At 62.6% G+C, this 20,220-nt stretch carries 18 protein-coding genes; 11 read left to right on the forward strand and 7 right to left on the reverse strand.

Annotated features, from left to right (window positions below; translation table 11 throughout):
• Positions 1–20 precede the first annotated feature (20 nt).
• Positions 21–2,702: a winged helix-turn-helix domain-containing protein gene (locus SAB01S_RS01500; RefSeq protein ID WP_228227161.1), complete on the reverse strand. Its 2,682-nt coding sequence runs from the start codon at positions 2,700–2,702 to the stop codon at positions 21–23.
• A gap of 215 nt (positions 2,703–2,917) precedes the next feature.
• Between SAB01S_RS01500 and SAB01S_RS01505 the strand changes: the two genes are divergently transcribed.
• The 3 genes from SAB01S_RS01505 to SAB01S_RS01515 are packed head-to-tail and all read left to right on the forward strand — an operon-like array spanning position 2,918 to position 5,243.
• Positions 2,918–3,919, forward strand: coding sequence for a quinone oxidoreductase family protein (locus tag SAB01S_RS01505; protein WP_009823739.1), 1,002 nt, complete (start codon positions 2,918–2,920; stop codon positions 3,917–3,919).
• Positions 3,916–4,692, forward strand: a complete 777-nt coding sequence (locus SAB01S_RS01510) for an SDR family oxidoreductase (protein ID WP_009823740.1) — start codon at positions 3,916–3,918, stop codon at positions 4,690–4,692. The genes SAB01S_RS01505 and SAB01S_RS01510 overlap by 4 nt, the downstream gene beginning before the upstream one ends.
• 44 nt (positions 4,693–4,736) lie before the next feature.
• Entirely contained in the window at positions 4,737–5,243 is a 507-nt protein-coding gene (locus tag SAB01S_RS01515; RefSeq protein WP_009823741.1) for a nuclear transport factor 2 family protein, read from the forward strand.
• A gap of 35 nt (positions 5,244–5,278) precedes the next feature.
• On the opposite strand, the gene SAB01S_RS01520 is transcribed toward SAB01S_RS01515, so the two are convergent.
• Genes SAB01S_RS01520 through SAB01S_RS01540 form a run of 5 tightly spaced genes read right to left on the reverse strand, consistent with a single transcriptional unit; the run spans position 5,279 to position 11,563 of the window.
• Entirely contained in the window at positions 5,279–6,106 is an 828-nt protein-coding gene (locus SAB01S_RS01520) for an SDR family NAD(P)-dependent oxidoreductase (RefSeq protein WP_062731386.1), read from the reverse strand.
• Positions 6,103–6,981 (reverse strand): MaoC/PaaZ C-terminal domain-containing protein, encoded by an 879-nt coding sequence (locus SAB01S_RS01525; RefSeq protein ID WP_062731387.1) that lies wholly within the window; start codon positions 6,979–6,981, stop codon positions 6,103–6,105. The genes SAB01S_RS01520 and SAB01S_RS01525 overlap by 4 nt, the downstream gene beginning before the upstream one ends.
• A 23-nt stretch (positions 6,982–7,004) precedes the next feature.
• A complete protein-coding gene (locus SAB01S_RS01530) occupies positions 7,005–8,162 on the reverse strand; it encodes an acyl-CoA dehydrogenase family protein (protein ID WP_062731388.1) in 1,158 nt (385 codons plus the stop codon).
• A complete protein-coding gene (locus SAB01S_RS01535; RefSeq protein ID WP_062731389.1) occupies positions 8,159–10,327 on the reverse strand; it encodes a 3-hydroxyacyl-CoA dehydrogenase NAD-binding domain-containing protein in 2,169 nt (722 codons plus the stop codon). The genes SAB01S_RS01530 and SAB01S_RS01535 overlap by 4 nt, the downstream gene beginning before the upstream one ends.
• A gap of 33 nt (positions 10,328–10,360) precedes the next feature.
• Entirely contained in the window at positions 10,361–11,563 is a 1,203-nt protein-coding gene (locus SAB01S_RS01540) for an acetyl-CoA C-acetyltransferase (protein WP_062731390.1), read from the reverse strand.
• A gap of 152 nt (positions 11,564–11,715) precedes the next feature.
• Here SAB01S_RS01540 and SAB01S_RS01545 point away from each other — a divergent pair, with 152 nt between their 5' ends.
• Complete coding sequence (locus SAB01S_RS01545) at positions 11,716–13,386, forward strand: class I adenylate-forming enzyme family protein (RefSeq protein WP_062731391.1); 1,671 nt, start codon at positions 11,716–11,718, stop codon at positions 13,384–13,386.
• Between the two features lie 41 nt (positions 13,387–13,427).
• Positions 13,428–14,210, forward strand: coding sequence for an SDR family NAD(P)-dependent oxidoreductase (locus tag SAB01S_RS01550; protein ID WP_062731392.1), 783 nt, complete (start codon positions 13,428–13,430; stop codon positions 14,208–14,210).
• A gap of 7 nt (positions 14,211–14,217) precedes the next feature.
• Here the strand turns inward: SAB01S_RS01550 and SAB01S_RS01555 are convergent, their stop codons facing one another.
• Positions 14,218–14,928 (reverse strand): GntR family transcriptional regulator, encoded by a 711-nt coding sequence (locus SAB01S_RS01555; protein WP_228227160.1) that lies wholly within the window; start codon positions 14,926–14,928, stop codon positions 14,218–14,220.
• 128 nt (positions 14,929–15,056) lie between these two features.
• Here SAB01S_RS01555 and SAB01S_RS01560 point away from each other — a divergent pair, with 128 nt between their 5' ends.
• The 6 genes from SAB01S_RS01560 to SAB01S_RS01585 all read left to right on the forward strand — a co-directional run bounded on the left by SAB01S_RS01560 (position 15,057) and on the right by SAB01S_RS01585 (position 20,218).
• Positions 15,057–15,908: a fumarylacetoacetate hydrolase family protein gene (locus SAB01S_RS01560; RefSeq protein WP_009823750.1), complete on the forward strand. Its 852-nt coding sequence runs from the start codon at positions 15,057–15,059 to the stop codon at positions 15,906–15,908.
• A 52-nt stretch (positions 15,909–15,960) separates the two neighbouring features.
• Positions 15,961–16,917, forward strand: coding sequence for a VOC family protein (locus SAB01S_RS01565; RefSeq protein ID WP_062731394.1), 957 nt, complete (start codon positions 15,961–15,963; stop codon positions 16,915–16,917).
• 5 nt (positions 16,918–16,922) lie between these two features.
• Positions 16,923–17,663, forward strand: coding sequence for an alpha/beta fold hydrolase (locus SAB01S_RS01570; RefSeq protein WP_083951077.1), 741 nt, complete (start codon positions 16,923–16,925; stop codon positions 17,661–17,663).
• Positions 17,660–18,436 (forward strand): SDR family oxidoreductase, encoded by a 777-nt coding sequence (locus SAB01S_RS01575; RefSeq protein WP_062731395.1) that lies wholly within the window; start codon positions 17,660–17,662, stop codon positions 18,434–18,436. Before SAB01S_RS01570 ends, SAB01S_RS01575 begins: the two co-directional genes overlap by 4 nt.
• A 1-nt stretch (position 18,437) precedes the next feature.
• Positions 18,438–18,992, forward strand: coding sequence for an NADPH-dependent FMN reductase (locus SAB01S_RS01580; protein ID WP_062731396.1), 555 nt, complete (start codon positions 18,438–18,440; stop codon positions 18,990–18,992).
• Positions 18,993–19,054: 62 nt separating this feature from the next.
• A complete protein-coding gene (locus tag SAB01S_RS01585; RefSeq protein ID WP_062731512.1) occupies positions 19,055–20,218 on the forward strand; it encodes an acyl-CoA dehydrogenase family protein in 1,164 nt (387 codons plus the stop codon).
• Positions 20,219–20,220 lie beyond the last annotated feature (2 nt).

The following is a 20,220-nucleotide window of genomic DNA, read 5'->3' on the forward strand; positions in this document are numbered from 1 at the left end:
GATAGGATATGGCGTGCGCTTCAGGGCAGGATGCCGAGCTGCCGCGCCCGCAGAACCGCCTGCGGCCGACGGCGCACGCCCAGCTTGTCGTAGATTTGCTGCATATACCATTTGACGGTGCCTTCGGTCAGGCCGAGACGGTCGCCGATTTCCCGGTTGCGCAGGCCTCCGCTCACCATCGTTAAAATGTCGACTTCCCGGTTGGCGAGGCGCCCGGTCAGGCCGAAATCATCCTCCTCTTCTTCGTCCGCTTCGATCTGTGGTCCCCGCCTCAACATCGACACAAGGCGGACGGCGAAGCGATCAGCGGGCGTTTCCAGTTCCGGCCCCTGCGAATAGGCTTCGATGATGAGAGACGCGATGACTTCTCCCTCATCGACGAAGACCCGCACCCAGGCGGCCGGTTCGGCCATCTCTACGGCAGCGCGAACGGCCCTGCGCGCCTCGGACCGGTTGCCCTGAAGCACCGCGATTTCCGCCAGCAGCAATTCGAAGATCACGGCGGACCGGACCGCTCCCGCGCGTTTGACGAATTCCAGCCACCGATAGGCGACCTTGCGCGCTCGGCCCAGCCGATGGCGCTGCATCTCGATCCTGAGCCAGGCAATCGCGATATTCTCATTGCGCCGCGTCGGGTGCAGGGTGGGAATGGGTTCGCCGTCCAGTTGCGGATCGCCCGCCAGGAAATGCTGCTCCGCCTCGTCGATCTGCCCCGCCTTGATCAAAAGCCGCACCTCTTCAGCCACGATGAAGGAGCGCAGACGATCAAGCCCACATTCGATCGCCACGAGATGGGCATCGTTAAGCGTCGACAGCGCGCTGGGCAGATCGCCCCTTGCCGCCCGCAGGCGCGCGCTGACCAGATAGCCCGACGCCATCTGATCGGAAAATCCCCATTGCCGCACGACTGGCAGATACTGGTCCGCCAGTTCCGCCGCCTGTTCAAGGTCGCCTGCATCATAGAGCAGTTCGGCCAACGGCAACGCGGGCAGCGCGGCCAGACCGGAACCTGCGCCATGGATTTCAACAGCTAACGCGAAGGCCTCTTCCAGAAAACGTCGCGCCAAGGGAATCTTGCCCTGCGCCATCATGGTCGGCGCGACCGAGGCCTTCAGGGCGATGGATGCGAAGGCCGAGCCGGGACGCGACAGCGCGCGGCTGGTTTCCGCCTCCAGCTTGAGCATGTCCTGAAAATGATAAAGTTCGCGCCGCGCCGACATGAGCTGCGCCAGCAAGGTGCAGCTGAGATAGGCATGGCTGTCGGCCAGTTCGGCGAGCAGCGGCTCCGAATCGGCCTCGACCCTGACCATGTCGTCTCGCGCCGCCGCAAGCATGACGAAGCGATGGCGGATCAGCAGGTCGAGTTGCTCGATTTCGTGCGCGGGCAGGGACTGGGCCTCGCGCTTCGCTTCACAGGCCTGCCGCGCGGCGGAAATCAGCCTGTCAGCCGAGGAAAAGGCCAGTTGGCGGATGCGTCTCCAGGCCAGCGCCAGGAGCAGATTAGGCCGTTCGGCCAGGATCGGCCAGGGCAGTTCCGCGCCGAGTTCGTCGATGCGGTAGAGATAGCCCGAATAGGTCAGTCCCTCCGCCAAGCGATCCAACTGGTCGGCGAGAAAAGCCTTGTCCCCGCTCAGCCGCGCATGTTCGATCGCCAGGGCAAGCTGGCCGGCTTCGGCAAAATATTCGCTCGCCCGTCGATGCATGACAGCAGCGCGGTCCGGTGCCCGATCGATCAGCCGGCCCAACACCATTTCGCGGAACAACCGGTGATAGGCATAGCGGCTATGTTCCTGATCAATCGCGTTCAGAAACAGGCCTTCACGAAAGACATGGTCCAGCATCGCGCGCGCATTTTCGTCGCCGGTTACCGCAGCGCAAGCGGAGGGCGTCAATTCATCGAGGATCGAGGTGTCGACGAGGAAGCGGCGGACGTCGTCCGGCTGCAAACTTAACACTTCATCATGGAAATACTCGGCAAATTCTGGGCGCAGGCCAGTCAGCCGGAGCTTGGCCGCGCTGTCGCTGGTGCGGCGATAGAGATCGCAGGCAATAACGATACCGGAAACCCAGCCTTGGGTATCGCCCACAATGTCCTGAAGTTCGCGCGAATCCACCGGCGTCCCGATAGACCGCGTGACCAGTTCCGTCGCTTCCGCCAAGGTGAAGGACAGATCGGCGACGCCCACTTCGACCAGAAATCCGAGCGCACGCATACGCGCCAGCGACAGGCCGACCGCACCGCGTGCGGCGATGATGATGGTCAATGCGTCGCGCGCGCTCGACGATAGTTGCGCCAGAAACTCCAGAATCGGCTTTGCCAGAAACTGCGCGTCATCCACAATGATAACCGGCTTTACGCTGCCCATCGTCGCGAGGGCGGATAGCCAGCTTTCGTCGGCAGCGTCACTGTCCAGTGCATCCCACGGCATACCCGCGGCAATACCTGCGGCCTTGAGCGCTTGGAGAAAGGACCGCTTACTTTCTATGCCTGCCCTTGCCGCGAGCCACAAAACGGGGCGCCCCTGCGCCCTGAGTTCATCCGCCCAGAACAGCATTGCGGTGGTTTTTCCGCTCCCAGCCGGCGCAGACACCACGGTCATGCGCGACTGCGCCACTCTTTCCGTCAGCGCCACCAATGCAGCACGCCGGATCGGCATATGAGTCGAACGCGGCGGCAAGATAGCTGTGGGCACAACGGTCATGCTCTTCTCTCCTAGCGCGGTTGGCGCGATTCGTTTGTTATGCGAAATATATTCTGCGCGATGAATCTATAACGCAATCCCTTTTTCCTATCGGCAGATAGGTTCCCAATGAGATGGAAAAATGTCCAGCTTTCCACCTAGGAAGCCGAGGTCGTTATGCAGCCAGCGTTGCCATACAGACCGCGGCGCGAGCAGGATATTAGGAAAGGTTGACCATGAAGGCCCTTTATCTCGAACGGATCGACGGCCCTGAATCCGTCGTGGTGGCGGAAGTCGACACGCCAGTGCCCGGTCCGGGAGAGGTGCGTGTTGCGCTGCGGGCCGCATCCATAAACCATCGTGAACTGTTCATCACCCACGGGCAATATCCCGGCATGACGGTGCCGATCACGCTGGGCTGTGATGGTGCGGGCGTCGTCGACATGATCGGCGAGGGCGTCACCGGCGTCCGCGAGGGCGATGAGGTTGTGCTCTATCCTGCACGCAACTGGGGGTCGAACCGCCACGCGCCAGCCGCCGATTTCGGCCTGCTCGGTATGCCCTTCGCCGGCACGATCGCCGAATATATCTGCGTGCCGGTCGACAATCTGGCGCCCAAGCCGGCCTTCATGAGTTTCGAGGAAGCCGGGGCCATGCCGCTGACGGCGCTGACCTCGTGGCGCGCGCTTATGTTCAAGGGACGGCTGGAAGCGGGAGAGACGCTGCTCATCAGCGGCGTAGGCGGCGGCGTGGCCACGTTCGGCCTGGCCTTTGCCGTGGCCAAGGGCGCCAATGTCTATGTCACCGGTGAAAACCAGGACGTGATCGATCGTGCCGTGGCAATGGGGGCCAAGGGCGGTCTGCTGTACACCGATCCCGACTGGCGCAAGCAGGTCGGCAAACTTACCGGCGGCATCGACGTGGTGCTGGACGGCGCGCCATCGCCCAGCTTCGCCAATTATGTCCGCGCCATCAATCCGGGCGCGCGGATCGTCATCTACGGGTCTACCGCCGGCAACGAGATCAAGTTCAACGCCACCGACATCTTCCTCAAGAGCGCCAGCATCGTCGGCAGCCAGGTCGGCGATCCGCAGGACTTCAAGGAAATGCTCGCTTTTGCCGAGCAACATGCAATCAAGCCGGTGATCGAGGCGACCTATCCGCTTGCCCAGGCCAAAGAGGCGCTTCTGCATCTGCGCGACCAGCACAAGTTCGGCAAAGTCGTGGTGACGATGTGAGCGATCTGTTCAGCCTGACCGGCAAGAAGGCGCTGGTCACCGGCGGCGCGCAAGGTCTGGGCCGCATGATCGCCGAAGGTCTGCTGCGGGCTGGCGCGACAGTCGCGATCACATCCCGCAAGGCCGACATCTGCGAAGATGCCGCCCGGGAGATGGCCACGCTGGGATCGTGCATCCCCCTCCCCGCTGACCTGTCGACGCCCGAGGCGGCGGTCGACCTCGTCGCCCGTTATCGCGAAGCGGTCGGAGAATGCCATATATTGGTCAACAACGCGGGTAAGACCTGGGGCGGGCCGATCGACAGCTTCCCCGACAAGGCTTGGCCGGGCGTGATGGCCGTGAACGTCCAGACGCCGTTCACCATGGTCCGGGAACTCCTCCCCGAACTCAGCGCGTCCGGAAAGGCTGGCGATCCGGCGCGGGTGATCAACATCGGTTCGGTCGCGGGGATGAAGACAGAGCGGCTCAGCGCGTACAGCTATGCCGCGAGCAAGGCTGCAGTCCATATGATGACGCGCGATCTGGCCGGCGATTTGGCGGCGCGTAACATCACCGTCAATGCGGTCATTCCCGGCTTCTTCCCAACCAAAATGACGGCGCATATGCGGGATGAGGATCAGGTCGATCCTGCCCTGCTGGCGCATATTCCGCTCCAACGTCTAGGTTCGCCGGACGATATTGCAGGCATCGTCATTTTCCTGTGTTCGCGCGCGGGCGCTTATGTCACCGGCGCACAGATTCCGGTTGACGGCGGGGTCGTTGGCTGCGGCTGAAATAAGCCCCCCACCCTCGCGGCCGGTAAAGAAAGATATCCGCCATGATGATCGACCTCGCCATGCTGGCGGACCGCCTCGCGATCGAGGAATGCCTCTATCGTTACGCCCATCTGGTAGATTCGATGCAGTTTCACCGCATTGCGGAGGAAGTGTTCACGGAGGATGGATCGATCGACTTTGGCAGCGCGCGTTCCGTGGGGCGGGAGGCCATCCATGCCCAGTGCATGGGTTATCAGGGCGCTCTAATGGGCTGTTCGCATAACATCACCAATGTGGTGATTGAGGTGAACGGCGACGAAGCGCGCGCAGCCAGCCGCGTCATGGCATGGCAGTGGTTCGATATCCCCGATGCCGATCCGCTGCGCCCCACCGACCTTCTCGCCGTGGGCGGCTATGAGGACAGGCTGCGGCGCACGGCCGAGGGATGGCGGATATATGAGCGGCGGGGGATCAATTTCGGCACTGGCATCGGCGCCGGATCCGTACCCGATCCCATGCGTTCCATCTTTCTGGCCATGCAGGGTCGCACGCCTGGCTGGCCCGCCTGACCGAGGGCGGGCGCCAAGGCCCGCCCATTATATCGTCAGAGTTTCCAGCCCCCGCCCGCGACGATCACCTCGCCGGTGATATAATCGGCTTCGGGCAGGCATAGCAGGTAGACGGCGCCGGCGGCTTCTTCCGGCGTGCCGGCGCGGCCCAGTGGAATGCCCTTTTCCATGGCTTCCAATATTTCGTCGCTGACGCCGGCCTTGATGTCCCGACCCTTGACGCTGATGGTCGTGCTGCCCGCCTCGCCCGCGGTCATGCGCGTCATGATGGCGCCGAAAGCCACCGCGTTGACGGTGACATTATGTCGCCCCCATTCCTTCATCACCGTCTTGGTGAGACCGACGATCCCCGCCTTGCCCGCCGCATAGCCCGACTGACCGGCATTGCCGCCAAGACCTGCCACGGACGATATATTGATGACCGTCCGGCGTGTGGCCCGACCATGTTCGGCGGTCTCCTTCTTCGCCGCGGCGGCGATCACCGGTTGCGCGGCGCGCAATATACGGAAAGGGGCATTGAGATGAACATCGAGCATGGCCATCCACTGCTCGTCGCTCGTCTTTTGAAGAACCGAATCCCAAGCATAGCCCGCATTGTTCACGATGATGTCGATCGTGCCGAAATGCGCGACCGCCGCTCCCACAAATTTGTCGCCGAAATCGGCATCCGTCACGTCGCCCACGCACACCACGGCGCGGACGCCAAGGCTTTCGATTTCACTCGCCGTCGCCTTTGCCACATCCTCGTCCAGGTCGTTCACCACGACATGGGCGCCGGCGCTTGCCAGTTTCAGCGCGATAGCCTTCCCAATGCCCCGTCCGGAACCGGACACCAGTGCGACCTTGCCATCCAATATATTCACTTCAATACGTCCCGTTCTTCCTTGAAACCACCGATGCGGGCCTCGCCGCCATCGATGACGATGCTATTCCTGTCAGGCACGCTAGCCCGAAACGATACGGCGTCGCCCCGGCGCCAGATTTCCGTCCGAACCGTTTCACCCGGCCAGACCGGCGCGGTGAAACGCACCCGCATGTCGGTCAACAAACCCGGATCGCCGCCGCAGCACAGATGGATCAACGCGCGCCCAACCAGACCCATGGTGGCAAGGCCATGCAGTATCGGCCGATCGAAACCCGCCGCCTGCGCCGTGCCCCGGTCGATATGCAGGGGGTTACGGTCGCCGGTCAGGCGATAGAGCATCGACTGATTGGCGGCCGTCGGCAGGTCGAGACAGGCGCCTGCGGGCGCATCCGGCATGACAATCGGCGCAGGCCCATCAAGATTCGACGGCCCGCCAAAACCGCCCGCGCCTCGCAAGACCCACACTTCCTCCATTTCGGCGATCGGCCGGTCCGTCGGCGTGGTTATGACACGTTTTGCCCGCACGAGAGCGGACTTGCCTAAACCCTTGTCCGCGAGACCGATAATTTCGATCCGGCCGTTGACCAACTGGCCCAGTTCGAGCGGCCGAACCAGTTTCAGCGTCTGCTCGCCATGCAGGATGCGCGGCCAATCCCAGCCCAGTTCCGGCGCCATCGGCCAGAAGCCGGGTGTTCCCAGAACCAGCGCCATGGTCGGCAAAACGGCCTGATCGCGTTCGAAGACCAGATGCCGTTCATCGATCGCGCCCAGCCCGGCGCCGACACCCAGCGCGTAGAGAATAGCGGATCGCGGATCGCAAACATCCTGTGCTTCCGGCACCCGGAAGCCGCGCAATCGTTCGACATCAAGCATTCGACCCACCCCCGGTTTTGCGGTCAGGACAGCTTACGCTCGTCCAGGCCCAGTCCGCGACCGATGATTTCGCGCATGATTTCCGAGGTTCCGGCGAAGATGCGGCTGATGCGGGCGTCAGTATACATGCGGCTGATGCGATATTCTTCCATATAGCCCGCCCCGCCATGAAGCTGGACGCATTCGTCCATCACCCGGCCTTCCAGTTCGCTGGTCAGCAGTTTGGCCGCCGACGCGTCTTCTGCGGTCAACTCGCCCGCGTTGAGCAGCATCACGCACTGGTCGACATAGGTCTGAAGCGCGTCCAGTTCGGCCCGCATCGAAGCCATCTTGAACCGCGTATTCTGGAACGCGCCAATCGGCTTTCCGAAGGCCCGGCGTTCCTTCACATAGTCGAGCGTGATGTCGAATGCGGTCTGCGCCGTCGCCATGAAGCCGATGGCCGCGACCAGCCGCTCCTGCGCCAGGAAGCGGGCGAGATATTTGAAGCCTTGGGCCGGATCGCCCAGCACATTCCCCTTGGGCACCCTGACATCGTTGAAGAAGAGCTCGGCCGTGTCCTGCGCCTTGAGCCCCATCTTCGCCAGCTTGCGCCCGCGTTCAAACCCTTCCATGCCGCGTTCGACGACCATAAGGCCCAGACCGTGGCGGCTATTGGGGTCGGTCCGCGCGGCCACGACGACCAGATCGGCCAAAATGCCATTGGAAATATAGGTCTTGGCGCCGTTCAACAGCCAATGGTCGCCCTTGTCCACCGCGCTGGTGCGCATACCCGCCAGGTCGCTGCCGGTGGACGGTTCCGTCATCGCGACGGCCAGAATCTTCTCGCCGCTGACGATGCCTGGCATCCAGCGGTCCTTCTGTTCGTCGGTGCCGAGCTTGGCGATATAGGGCGCGACCAGATCATTATGCAGGTTGATGTAGAAGCCTATGTCGCCGTGGCGCATATTCTCCTCGATGATGATCTGCTCGAAGCGGAAATCGTCGATCCCCGCCCCGCCATATTTCTCGTCCGCCCAGGTGCACAGCAAGCCCTGCTCGCCCGCCTTCAGGAACAGCTCACGGTCGACCATGCCCTGCTCGCGAAAACGTTGGGCGTGAGCGCCCACCTCCGTCGTCATGAACTTGACGACGGAGTCGCGGAACTGCTCATGCTCCTGCTCGAAAATCAGGCGCTTCATGCCGGCATTGGCTCCTTGACCCTGGTTTCGCTCGCGGGCGTGTAGAAATCCTCACCCTTTGCCGCCTTGTCGCGCAGCCATGCGGACGGCAGGAAGCGCGGGCCATAAAGCTGGGCGAGCCTATCGGATTCCTCAACGAACTTCTTAATGCCGATCGTGTCAATGTAGCTGATCGTCCCGCCGGTCCAGGCCGGGAAACCCCAGCCGTAGATCGCACCCAGATCGGCGTCCTGCGGAGTTTCCAGCACATTTTCCTCCAGGCAGCGGGCGGTTTCCATCGCCTGCGCATAGAGATAGCGCTTCTTCAGTTCCTCGACATCCCAGTCCTGCTTGACCGGGAAATGATCGGCCAGGCCCTTCCACAGATGCTTCTTGCCGCCTTCGGGATAATCATAGAACGCCCCGCCGGTCTTCCGGCCGGACCGGCCGATCTCGTCCTTCATCCGCCGCATGACGGCAGTGCCTGCGGGTGGCGTATATTTATCGCCTTCCTCGGCGATCGCCTGGTCGACAATCTTGAGCGGCAGGTCGAGCGTCAGTTCGTCCAGCAGCGCCAGCGGCCCGACCGGCATGCCGACGGCCTTGGCCGCGTTTTCGATCACCGCGGGGGGAACGCCCTCCGCCAGCATCGCCGCGCCTTCGTGGATCAGCATCTGGAACACGCGGCTGGTGTAGAAGCCACGGCTGTCGTTGACGACGATCGGCGTCTTGCGCAACTGCGCGATGAAGTCGAGGCCCTTGGCCAGCGTCTCCTTGCTGGTCTGCTTGCCCATGATGACCTCGACCAGCCCCATGCGGTCGACCGGCGAGAAGAAGTGCAGGCCGATGAACTGATCCGGGCTCCGCGACGCCTGGGCGAGCTGCGAGATCGGCAGGGTCGAGGTGTTGGACGCGAAAATGGCCTGTGCCGGCAGCACCGCTTCGGCCTTCTTCGTGGTTTCGGCCTTGATCGCCGTATCCTCGAACACCGCTTCGACCACCATGTCGCAGCCATCGAGCAGCGCGAAGTCGTCGGTCGGGGTGATGCGGGCGAGCACGGCGTCCGCCTTGTCCTGCGTCAGCTTGCCCTTTTCGACCAGCTTGCCCAGCACCTTGGCCGAATAGTCCTTGCCCTTCTGCGCGGTCGCGGTGTCGCGGTCGATGAGAACGACGTCGATACCCGCATTGGCGGACACGAACGCAATGCCCGCGCCCATCATGCCCGCGCCCAGCACACCCACTTTCTTCGCTTCAAACTTCGGGAAGCCTTCGGGACGACGCGCGCCCTTTTCGGCCGCCTGCTTCGAAATGAAGGTGGTGCGGATGATGTTGCGCGCGACCGGATCGGTCAGCAGCTTGGCGAAATATTTCCCCTCCACCGCCAGCGCCTTGTCAAAGGGCAACTGCAAGCCGTGGAACACCGAGTTTAGAATCGCGGCCGGCGCGGGTTGATTATAACCCACCTTGGCGAGACCGCCCGTATACATCATGTAGGCGGCCGAATCCTCAGGAACGGTTAGGCCCTTCTTCTGCGGCGGCGTCCAACCCTTGACGTCCCAGGGCTTGACCGGGTCAGGCACGGTCGCAAGCCACGCCTTGGCCGCGTCGATCAGCTTGTCCGCCGGGACGACCTCGTCCACGATCTTGAGCTTGAGCGCTTCCTGCGGCCCCACCGAGCGGCCCGACAGCAGCAGGTCTAGCGCGATCTTCATTCCCGCGATGATGCCCAACCGCACCGTGCCGCCCGATCCGGGCAGCAGACCGACATTGACTTCGGGCAAACCGACCTGCGCCTTGGCATCATCCACCAGGATGCGCCGGTGGCAAGCCAGCGCCAACTCGAAACCGCCGCCCAGCGCCAGGCCGTTAATCGCCGCCACCCAGGGCTTGCCGGATTGTTCGATGGCGCGGTGCATGTCGGTGGCGCGCTTCGAAAAAGCATAGGCTTCCTGCGGCGTCAGCGTGCCGAACCCATTCACCAACTGCTTGAGGTCCGCACCGGCCATGAACGTCTTCTTGGCCGACGTCAGGATGACGCCCTTGATGCTTTCGTCCGCGACAATCTGCTTCGTCGCCGCTTCCATGTCGGCGATGAAAGCATCGTTGACGACGTTCATCGAGCCTTCGGCATCGAGGGTCAGGATCGCGAAGCCGTCCTCGGCTTTTTCCAGTCGCATAGTCTTCATGGGATGTCCCGCTCTATAGTTCGGTAGGCGCGTTCAAACGCGCTCGATGATGGCAGCCGTGCCCAGGCCGTTGGCCGCGCACAAGGTGATGAGGCCGGTTTCCGCGTTGCGCCGCTCCAGTTCGTCCAGCACGGTGCCCAGGATCATCGCGCCGGTCGCGCCAAGCGGATGACCCATCGCGATCGCCCCGCCATTGACGTTGATCTTGTCGTCGGGAACGTTCAGCTCCCGCTGGAAGCGCATCACCACGCTGGCGAAGGCTTCGTTCAGTTCCCAGAGATCAATGTCCTTCTCGGTCATGCCGGCCGCCTTGAGCGCCTTGCGCGACACCGCCGCCGGCGCCGTCAGCATGATCGTCGGCTCAGACCCGATATTGGCATAGGACCGGATGCGACCGCGCGGCTTGAGGCCGGCCTTTTCCCCAAATTCCTTCGACCCGACAAGAACCAGGCCGGCGCCATCGACGATACCGGAGCTATTGCCGCCATGATGGACATAGTTCAGCTCTTCGATTTCTGGATATTTGGCCTTCGCGACCGCTTCGAACCCGGCCTTGCCGAACCCTTCGAAGGCGGGCTTGAGCTTGGCGAGGCTTTCCAGCGTGGTGCCGGGTCGCATATGCTCATCATGATCTAGCACCACGTCGCCCAGCACATCCTTGATCGGCACGATCGCCTTTTTGAAATAGCCGTTTTCCCAGGCATGGGCGGCCTTGCGCTGGCTCTCGACGGCGAAATTGTCGACATCCTCGCGCGTGTAGCCGTCCAGGGTAGCGATCAGGTCGGCGCCGATGCCCTGCGGGGCGTAATAATTGCTGAAGGCGACCGACGGATCGGACGTCCAGGCGCCCGAGTCATAACCCATTACCGTGCGGCTCATCGACTCGACGCCACCGCCGATGCCGGCCTGGATCATGCCCGAATGGACCTGCGCCGCGATCAGGCTGACAGCGTCCAGCCCGGTGGCGCAGAAGCGATGGATCTGCTGGCCCGCGACCGTCTGGGCATAGCCGGCCTGCAACACCGCCGCGCGCGCCAGCACGCCGCCCTGTTCACCGACGGGCTGGGCCATGCCGATGATCACATCGTCGAGCAGTCCAGTGTCGAGATCATTGCGGCTCTGGAGCGCCTTCAAAAGCTGCGTCGCCATTTCGACAGAGGTGATCTCGTGCAGCGCGCCATCGGGGCGGCCCTTCCCGCGCGGCGTCCGGACATGATCGTAGACATAGGCTTCCATCGTGAATTCCCGCACAGTGATACAAAATCTCTGCCCTTGCTCTTGGACCAGGAAGGCAAAGCTGCACCTATCCAACGAAAGGCGCAGGCAGACGCGATGGCTGCAATCTGATCATCATCGATAGCTGACCGGCATTTTAGGAGCGGACATCCGTGGTCACACAAGGCGAAGATTGCGCCCCATTCCGTATTTCTGCAACCACTCTGGGCGATCTGCTTCTCAAAGGGTGGGACAAGGCATCCGACAAGGAAGCATTGGTATTCCCGGGAGAACGCAAGACATATGACGATGTCGTACAGAGCGTCCTGAAGCGCGCGCGCGGCCTGAAGGCGCTGGGCATCGCGCGCGGCGACAATGTCGGCATCCTGTTGCCGTCCAGCATCGAATTTGTCGAGACCCTGTTCGCCAATGCGATGTGCGGCGCTGTCTCCGTGCTGATGAACGCACGGTACAAGGCGCCTGAAATGGCCTATGTCGCGCAAAATGCCGATCTGGCGGCGATCATCACCAATGATATGATCAGTGAGCATATCGATTTCGGTCAACGGCTGGTTGAGGCTTTCCCCGACCTGCCCGATGCCGCGGACTCCTCCTCACTCACGCTTGCGGGCGCGCCTCTGCTCAAGCGGATCGTGATGCTGGGTGGCCGTTCGGTCCCCGGTTTCGTAGATCAGGCAACCTTCGATGCGGCGGTGCAGGAAGTGGAGGAAGTAGAGGTACATGCATCCCGTCTGACCGTCAGGGTCCGCGACACCGCGATGATCCTGTATACGTCAGGGACATCGGCCAACCCCAAAGGGTGCCTGCTCAGCCATGAGGCCGTCACTCGGGAGGCATCGAATCTCGCTCGCTATCGCTGGTCCTTCCAGCCCGACGAGCGCGCCTGGTCGCCGCTGCCTTTATTCCATATCGCTGCGATGCTCTGCATGCTGGGCGCGATCGACGTGGGCGGCACCTTCATCGGCCAGCCGCATTTCGATGCCGGGGAGAGTCTGCGGCAGATCGAGGATGAACGGGTGACGATGATGTTCCTGCCCTTCGTCACTTTCCATCAGGCCATGATCACCCATCCCGACTGGGCCAAGACCGACATGTCGTCGGTGCGCCTGCAAAATAGCTGCTTCGCCTTCATGCCTGATCGCGTAGGCCAGGCCTATCGGGAGAAAGCCCCAAACATGCTCCAAGTGGGCACCATGGGCATGACCGAGGCGACCGGCATCGTCACCACCGGCGGCTATGCGATGGAACCGGAAATGGGCTTCAAGAAACTTGGTTTCCCCCTTGCGGGCATAGAGATGAAGATCGTCGATCCCGAAACCGGCGCGGAAAAGGGCGTGGACGAACGCGGCGAAATCCTCATTCGCGGCTACAATCTGTTCGACGGCTATTACAAGGACCCGCAGAAGACCGCAGAGGTGCTCGATGCCGATGGCTGGTATCATAGCGCCGATATCGGCTCGATCGACGAACATGGCCACGTCATGTTCCACGGCCGGTTCAAGGATATGCTGAAAGTGGGTGGGGAAAATGTCGCCGCGGCCGAGGTCGAGGCGGTGCTGGCCACCCATCCGGCGGTTCGTCTCGCGCAGGTCGTCGGGCTGCCGGACGAGCGGCTGGCGGAAATCCCCGCCGCCTACATCGAACGCGAAGGCGATGTGGAGGTCGAGGCGGAGGAACTCATCGCCTATACCCGGCAGCGCCTCGCTTCCTTCAAGGTTCCGCGGCATATCCGTTTCATCGACGAATGGCCGATGTCGGCATCGAAAATCCAGAAGTTCAAGCTGCGCGGCGCGTTGATGGACGAACTGGGCCTGAAGGACTGAAACACGGCGCATCGACGCCATGAAAGTGTAGGGAGAGTGACATGCGGGTGATCATCACGGGTGCTGCAAGCGGCATCGGCAGAGCCTGCGCCGAACTGCTGGCGGCCGGGTCGATGATTCCGGGTGAACACCGGATGCTGCTCGCGGATCGGGATGCCGCCAATCTGCAGGTGGTGGCCGATGCGGTCGGCCCCGCCGCCGCGACCTGCGTGGTCGATCTGGCCGAACCGGATTGCGGCGACCGGATTGTCGCGGCGGCGCTCGCGCATATGGATGGGATCGACGCCGTCATCAGCAATGCCGGCATCATCATGGGCGGTGCATTGGCCGAACTGCCGATCGGCGATTTCGATCGCATCTTCGCCATCAACACCCGCTCGTCCTGGCTGCTCGGCAAGGCCGCCCATCCGCACCTGAAGGAGAGCAAGGGCGCCTTCGTCGCGACCGCGTCCATGTCGGCCACCCAGCCTACGCCCGCGCTTGGCTTTTATTCCTCCAGCAAGGCCGCCTTGTTGATGATGATACGCCAGCTCAGCATCGAATGGGGGCCGGACGGTATCCGATGCAATACGGTGTCGCCCGGCCCCACCTACACGCCGATGACCGCTGCGGGATATGAAGATCCGTCGCGGCGCGACCAGCGGGAAGCCAATATTCCCCTGCGCAAACTTGGCGTGGCCGAGGATGTCGCGCAGGCGATCCTGTTTCTGATCGGCCCTCATGCAAGCCACATCAGCGGTGTCGACCTGCTGGTCGATGGCGGTATGAGCAACATGCTGATGCCCGCCAGCGGCGGTGGCACCGGTCAGAACCGGCAGAGCTGATATGGGATCAGAGGGCCCGATCCGCGCCAGCCGCCCATTCGATATCGGTCCCGCCCCGCGCATTCTGCGGGTCGATCAGCAGCCGCGCCGTCGCCATCAAATGGTCCGTCAGCAGCGCCTCGGCGCGGTCGGCGTCCCGCGCGAGCGCCGCGTCGACGATCTGCGCATGTTCATGAACCAGATCCCGGTCGCCATGGGCCAAAGGCACGGTGAGATAGCGATAGCGTTCCGACTGGGCATAGAGCCAGTCGCGCATCTTGAGCAACCATGGACTGTCGCACGCGGCGACCAGGGCGTGATGGAAGGCCGCATGGGCGTCGGCATAATCCTCGTTCAGACGGGCCGCCTCTCGCGGGTCGCGGGTCGGGGTCTTGCCCAACTTATGGGCCGCGCTGACGATAGAGGCTTCCCAGTCCAGGCCTCCCTTCTCGATCGCGCGGCGGAGGCATTGCCCCTCAATATCGCTGCGGACCCTGACCAGATCGGTCAAATCGCCGATCGATATCGGCGTCACCCGAAATCCCCGCGCATCGTCCTGCGTCACGAAGCCCTCGGACGTAAGCCGCGACAGGGCTTCGCGCACCGCCCCGAGACTGAAGCCCTGCGTTTCCGTAATATCCTTGATGTTGATTTTCGCGCCCGGCACCAGCCGACAGGTCAGGAGATCGTCGCGCAATTGCCGGTAGGCGCGTTCGGTCAGGCTCAGCTTTTTGGTCATCGCAACAACTATATCAGCTTCGCCACCCATGGCAATTCGACAAGATGTATTTTATGGCTTGAAATATATTTCATTCAATCCCATGCCTTCGGTTCAGTGGGTGGGACAGATTCTCAGGAGGTTTGCATATGCGGTTGGCCAAGGTAACGAAGAACGGCGCGGTCGGTCTGGCAGTGGACACGGGCGCGGGCGTCAAGGCGCTGTTCGGCGACGCTGCCCTCTATGATCTGGATGTGTTGATCGCCAGCGGCGGCAGCGCCCTGACGGATGCCGGCGCGAAAGTCAGCGCAGAGGGCGAGGAAGTGCAGGTTGAAGACCTCACTTTCCTGCCGCCCCTCGTCAAGGCGCCCAAGATCCTCTGCCTAGGTCTCAACTACAAGGATCACGCGGCTGAAGGCGGATTCACCGTGCCCGAATTCCCGACGATATTCGGCCGTTTCAATTCGAGCCTCATCGGCCATGGCGCACCGATCATCAAACCGCCCTGTTCCGATCAACTCGATTATGAGGCGGAAATGGTCGCGGTCGTCGGCAAGGGCGGCAAGGATATCAGCAAGGACGACGCGCTCTCGCATATCGTCGCCTATTCGGTGTTCAACGACGGTTCGATCCGCGACTATCAGCTCAAGACGCCGCAGTGGACGGTCGGCAAGAATTTCGACGATACCGGCGCCTTCGGTCCCTGGCTGGTAACGGCCGACGAACTGCCTGCGGGCGGTGCCGGCCTCAAGATCGAAACCCGCCTCAACGGCCAGGTGGTGCAGAGCGCGAACACCTCCGACATGGTGTTCGATGTCGTCGACACGGTCGCCCTCCTCTCCACCTGCTTCACGCTGGAAGCGGGCGACGTCCTGGTCATGGGAACCCCGTCGGGCATCGGCCTGGCCCGCAAGCCTCCGCTGTTCATGAAGGATGGCGATGTGTGCGAAGTGGAAATCGAGAAGATCGGCCTGTTGGTGAACCCCATCAAGGCAGCATGATCGAAAGGCCGGGCGCCGTTCTGTCGGTGCCTGGCCAGCCAAGGAGGGAAGGATGAACCAAAACAGCCCGTCGGGACGCCGCGCCAATAGTTTGGGCGTCCATTCCATCGATCATTTCGCGGTCGAAGTGCCCGATCTGGAAGCCGCGCGGAAATTCTACACGCTCTTCGGGCTCGACGTCCGCGAGCGGGATGACACGCTGGAATTATATGCGGTCGGCAATCCGCATCGCTGGGCCGTGCTGAGCCAGGGCGGCGACGCCAAGCGGCTGCGCTATCTGAGCTTCGGCATCTATCCGGACGAAGCGGATGCCTTTGCCGCCCATCTCGACGGCTGCGGCGTCACCCGGATCAAGGCGCCCGAAGGCGCGGAAGCCGACGGCATCTGGTTCGCAGGCTTCGATGGCCTGCCGATCAACGTTCGTGTCGCAGACAAGGCAACGCCATCGGAAAAGAGCCATTTCACCTTCGTCAGCGCGGCGCCGGGCCAATCCGGCGCGATCCCTAACAGCAAAGCGCCCAAGGTTCATCCGCGCCGCCTTTCGCATTTCGCGATCTTCGCGACCGACGTGAATGCCGCGATCGACTTCTATGAGAAGACGCTCGGCCTGCGACTGTCCGACAAGAGCGAGCCGGCCGTCGCCTTCCTGCACGGCCCCCATGGCAGCGATCATCACCTGCTGGCCCTCGTCCTGTCCGATCGGCGAGGCATGCATCACAATAGCTGGGACGTCGGGTCGGTGATGGAAGTGGGCCTGGGCGGCGCGACCATGGCCCGGGCGGGCTATGGCCCCAACTGGGGCGTGGGCCAGCATGTGCTGGGCGCCAATTATTTCTATTATGTGCGTGATCCCTGGGGCAGTTTCAGCGAATATTCAGCCGATATCGACTTCATTCCGCATGATGTCGACTGGCCGGCCGCCAACCATGCGCCAGAGGACAGCATGTTCCTGTGGGGACCCGATCCATTCCCCGAATTCATCCAGAACACTGAACCGGCGGAGGCCTGATCGTCATGTCCACATTCCTACTTCTTCACGGCGGCGGCATGGGCGGCTGGACATGGAAATATGTCCGCGAAATTCTGGAGGCCGGGGGCCACAAGGTCTACACGCCGACCTTCACCGGCTTTGGCGAGCGCGAGCATCTGATCGGCCGCGATGTGGGCAATGCGACTCATGTGCGCGACATCGTCAATGTCTTCAAATATGAGGATCTGCGCGACGTCGTGCTGGTCGCGCACAGCTATGCGGGCACGGTCGCGCCCGGCGTGATCGCGGAGGTGGGCGACCGCATCGCATCCATCATCTATCTCGACGCCATCGTGCCCCGGTCGGGGGAACGGATCGGATCCCTCATGGGCTATGTCCCGGAAGACCAGCTCGCCGCGCTGGATGCGATGCTCGAAGCAGGCGAAGGCCCGGTAGGGTCGGGCGTGCATGAAATGCAGCGGGCGGCGGCCAAGGAGCATCCCCATCTCATGGACCCGGCGCGGGAGAAATGGCTGCTAGACAATTTGTCGGACCAGCCGATGAAGGCGACCGCCTGCGTCATCCCCGTAGGTGCCGAGGCTATCGACCGGCCCGTCGACTATATCGCGGCGGCCGTCACGGTGATGACGGCGATGCACGACCGGGCGCGCGAGCTGGGCTGGACCATCCATGACCATCCGGGCGATCACGCCCTGCTGGTGGGCGATCCAGAGGGAACGACCGACCTCATTCTGAAGATTTCCGGCGCGGGAGCTCCGGCATGAATGCCGCCGAGCTGTTCTCGCTACAGGACCGCGTCGCCGTTGTTACCGGCGGGTCGACCGGCATCGGCCGTCATATCGCGACCGGCCTGGCTGCGGCGGACGCCACAGTCTATATCTGTGCCCGCACGCAGGCCAAGGTGACCGCGGCCGCGGCGGAGATTTCCGCTACCACTGGCGGCCGCTGTACCGGCCTGGTCGCAGATCTTTCGACACTTGCTGGGATCGAGGCTCTGGTCGCGGCGGTGTCCACCCAAGAACAGGCCGTGCATGTCCTGGTGAACAACGCCGGGACCATGGCCGACGCGCCCATCGACGATTATGGCGAGGACGAATGGGATCCGGTCATCGACCTGAACCTGAAGGCCCCTTTCTTCACGCTTCGGAAATTTCTGCCCCTGCTCCGCGCGGGCGGCACGGCGGAGCGTCCCGCATCGATCATCAACATCGGGTCTGTCGGCGCGCTCAAGGTCGGCCCCAAGGAAAATTATGCCTATCAGGCGTCGAAGAGCGCCATCCACTGGATGGCGAAAGGCCTCGCCAAGCGGCTGGGCCGCGACAACATCACCGTCAACGTCATCGCACCCGGATTCTTCGAATCCGAGATGACCGTCATCACCTCCAGCGAGATGCGCACGATGGTGGAATCGATGGTGCCCCGCGGCCGCGTCGGTACGCCGGAAGATCTGGCGGGCGCAGCCATCTATCTCGCCTCGCGGGCGGGCGCCTATGTCACCGGATCGGTGATCCCTGTCGAGGGAGGATTGTCGATCTGATATGACCCAACTTCATTTCGTCGCCATTGGCGGCACAATGCGCGCCTATTCCTCCACCGAGCGAGCGCTTCGCAAGGCGCTTGCCATCGCAGAGGAACGCGGCGCACGCACGACGCTGCTTGCCGGCGCGGACATCGACTTCCCGTCTTACGCGTCCGAAAATCCGGATCGTCCAGATGCGGCAAAACGCTATGTCGACATCCTGCGGTCGGCGGATGCCGTCATCATCGGCTCACCGGGTTACCACGGAGCGATCTCCGGCTTTGTGAAAAATGCGCTCGATTATGTCGAGGATATGAGCCGGGACGAGCGTTGCTATTTCGATGGTCTTCCCGTGGGCTGCGTGGCAACAGCGGCCGGCTGGCAGGCCGCGGTCGCCACGCTCCAGCAACTGCGGGTCATTACCCACGCGCTGCGGGGCTGGCCGACACCGCTGGGCATCGCCATCAACACCATCGGCGGCGAAGGCGATCCAATCGAAAACGCACCTATTCCCGGCCAGTTGGCTATGATGGTGGACCAGTTGTTCAGTTTCTGCCGACGGCCTGCCCTATAGTTGGATAGGTTCGCAATGCATCCGCAGGGCGCTTAGTCGCAGTGCCACTAACGGGAATGACGATGGATTTTTCACTCACCGAGGAACAGCAGGCGTTCAGGGACATTGTCCGCCGCTGGGTCGATGCCGAAGCCCCCAAGGACTGGATGCGCGCGCTGGAAGCCGACGAAGAAAATTATCCCTACGCGCTTTGGGACAAGATCGCCGAGCAGGGATTTTTCGGGATCGGCATTCCAGAGGAATATGACGGCCTGGGCGGCGACGTCATGATGCAGATGATCTTCGCTCGCGAATTCGCACGGACGGCCGGCGGCCTGCTGTGGGTTTGGGGCCTCACCTCCTTCGGCGGGGCGAAGACGATCGGCGCGGTCGGCACGGAGGAGCAGAAGAATCGCTGGCTGCGCCCCATGGCGCAGGGCAAGCTGCGCGTCTCGCTGTCGATGACCGAACCCGACGGCGGCACCGACGTTCTGGGCGCGATGAAGACCCATGCCGAAAAGGTCGACGGCGGCTGGACGCTGAACGGCGCCAAGATGTGGACCACGGGGGCAAAGGCGGCCGACAGGCTGCTCGTCCTCGCCCGCACCGATAAAAATGCCGAGAAGAAGCATCATGGCCTCACCATGTTCTTCGTCGACGCCAAATCGCCCGGCATCACCGCCTCGCTCCTGCCCAAGCTGGGCATGCGCGCCATGGGATCGTGCGAGGTTCATTATGAGGATGTCTTCGTTCCCGACGAGGACGTACTGGGTGAGCCTGGACAGGCTTGGTATGCGATGTTGCCCACACTCAATAATGAGCGGATCATGGTGGGCGCGCAATGTCTGGGCGCGATCGACGGGGTGCTGGAAGACGCGCTGGAATATATGCTGCAACGCAAGGCGTTCGGCGGCATTATCGGCCGCTTCCAGATTTTGCAGCATTATGTCGCAGATATCGCGACATGGCAGAAGCTGACCGAGCTGTTGCTTTACAACGTCGCCTGGATGCAGAGCAACGGCATGCCGTGCGGAACCGAGGCCAATATGCTCAAGATGGTCGCCACGGAGAATGCCGTGAAGGCCGCGGACCTTGGCATCCAGATATTGGGCGGCATGGGCTATTCGGCGGAAACCGACATGCAGCGTTACTGGCGCGACCATCGCATCCTGCGGATGACGCCGATCAGCAACGAAATGGTGCGCAACACAATTGCCGAGAGCCTCGGCCTGCCGCGTTCTTTCTAAGG

Source organism: Sphingobium abikonense NBRC 16140 (genome assembly GCF_001598335.1).
GTDB lineage: Bacteria > Pseudomonadota > Alphaproteobacteria > Sphingomonadales > Sphingomonadaceae > Sphingobium > Sphingobium abikonense.

Coding starts and splice junctions, on each gene's coding strand:
- SAB01S_RS01505 (WP_009823739.1), top strand. CDS start 2,918: ATGAAGGCCCTTTATCTCGAACGGATCGACGGCCCTGAATCCGTCGTG.
- SAB01S_RS01555 (WP_228227160.1), bottom strand. CDS start 14,928: ATGACCAAAAAGCTGAGCCTGACCGAACGCGCCTACCGGCAATTGCGC.
- SAB01S_RS01515 (WP_009823741.1), top strand. CDS start 4,737: ATGATGATCGACCTCGCCATGCTGGCGGACCGCCTCGCGATCGAGGAA.
- SAB01S_RS01565 (WP_062731394.1), top strand. CDS start 15,961: ATGAACCAAAACAGCCCGTCGGGACGCCGCGCCAATAGTTTGGGCGTC.
- SAB01S_RS01540 (WP_062731390.1), bottom strand. CDS start 11,563: ATGGAAGCCTATGTCTACGATCATGTCCGGACGCCGCGCGGGAAGGGC.
- SAB01S_RS01500 (WP_228227161.1), bottom strand. CDS start 2,702: ATGACCGTTGTGCCCACAGCTATCTTGCCGCCGCGTTCGACTCATATG.
- SAB01S_RS01570 (WP_083951077.1), top strand. CDS start 16,923: ATGTCCACATTCCTACTTCTTCACGGCGGCGGCATGGGCGGCTGGACA.
- SAB01S_RS01580 (WP_062731396.1), top strand. CDS start 18,438: ATGACCCAACTTCATTTCGTCGCCATTGGCGGCACAATGCGCGCCTAT.
- SAB01S_RS01535 (WP_062731389.1), bottom strand. CDS start 10,327: ATGAAGACTATGCGACTGGAAAAAGCCGAGGACGGCTTCGCGATCCTG.
- SAB01S_RS01560 (WP_009823750.1), top strand. CDS start 15,057: ATGCGGTTGGCCAAGGTAACGAAGAACGGCGCGGTCGGTCTGGCAGTG.
- SAB01S_RS01530 (WP_062731388.1), bottom strand. CDS start 8,162: ATGAAGCGCCTGATTTTCGAGCAGGAGCATGAGCAGTTCCGCGACTCC.
- SAB01S_RS01575 (WP_062731395.1), top strand. CDS start 17,660: ATGAATGCCGCCGAGCTGTTCTCGCTACAGGACCGCGTCGCCGTTGTT.
- SAB01S_RS01550 (WP_062731392.1), top strand. CDS start 13,428: ATGCGGGTGATCATCACGGGTGCTGCAAGCGGCATCGGCAGAGCCTGC.
- SAB01S_RS01525 (WP_062731387.1), bottom strand. CDS start 6,981: ATGCTTGATGTCGAACGATTGCGCGGCTTCCGGGTGCCGGAAGCACAG.
- SAB01S_RS01585 (WP_062731512.1), top strand. CDS start 19,055: ATGGATTTTTCACTCACCGAGGAACAGCAGGCGTTCAGGGACATTGTC.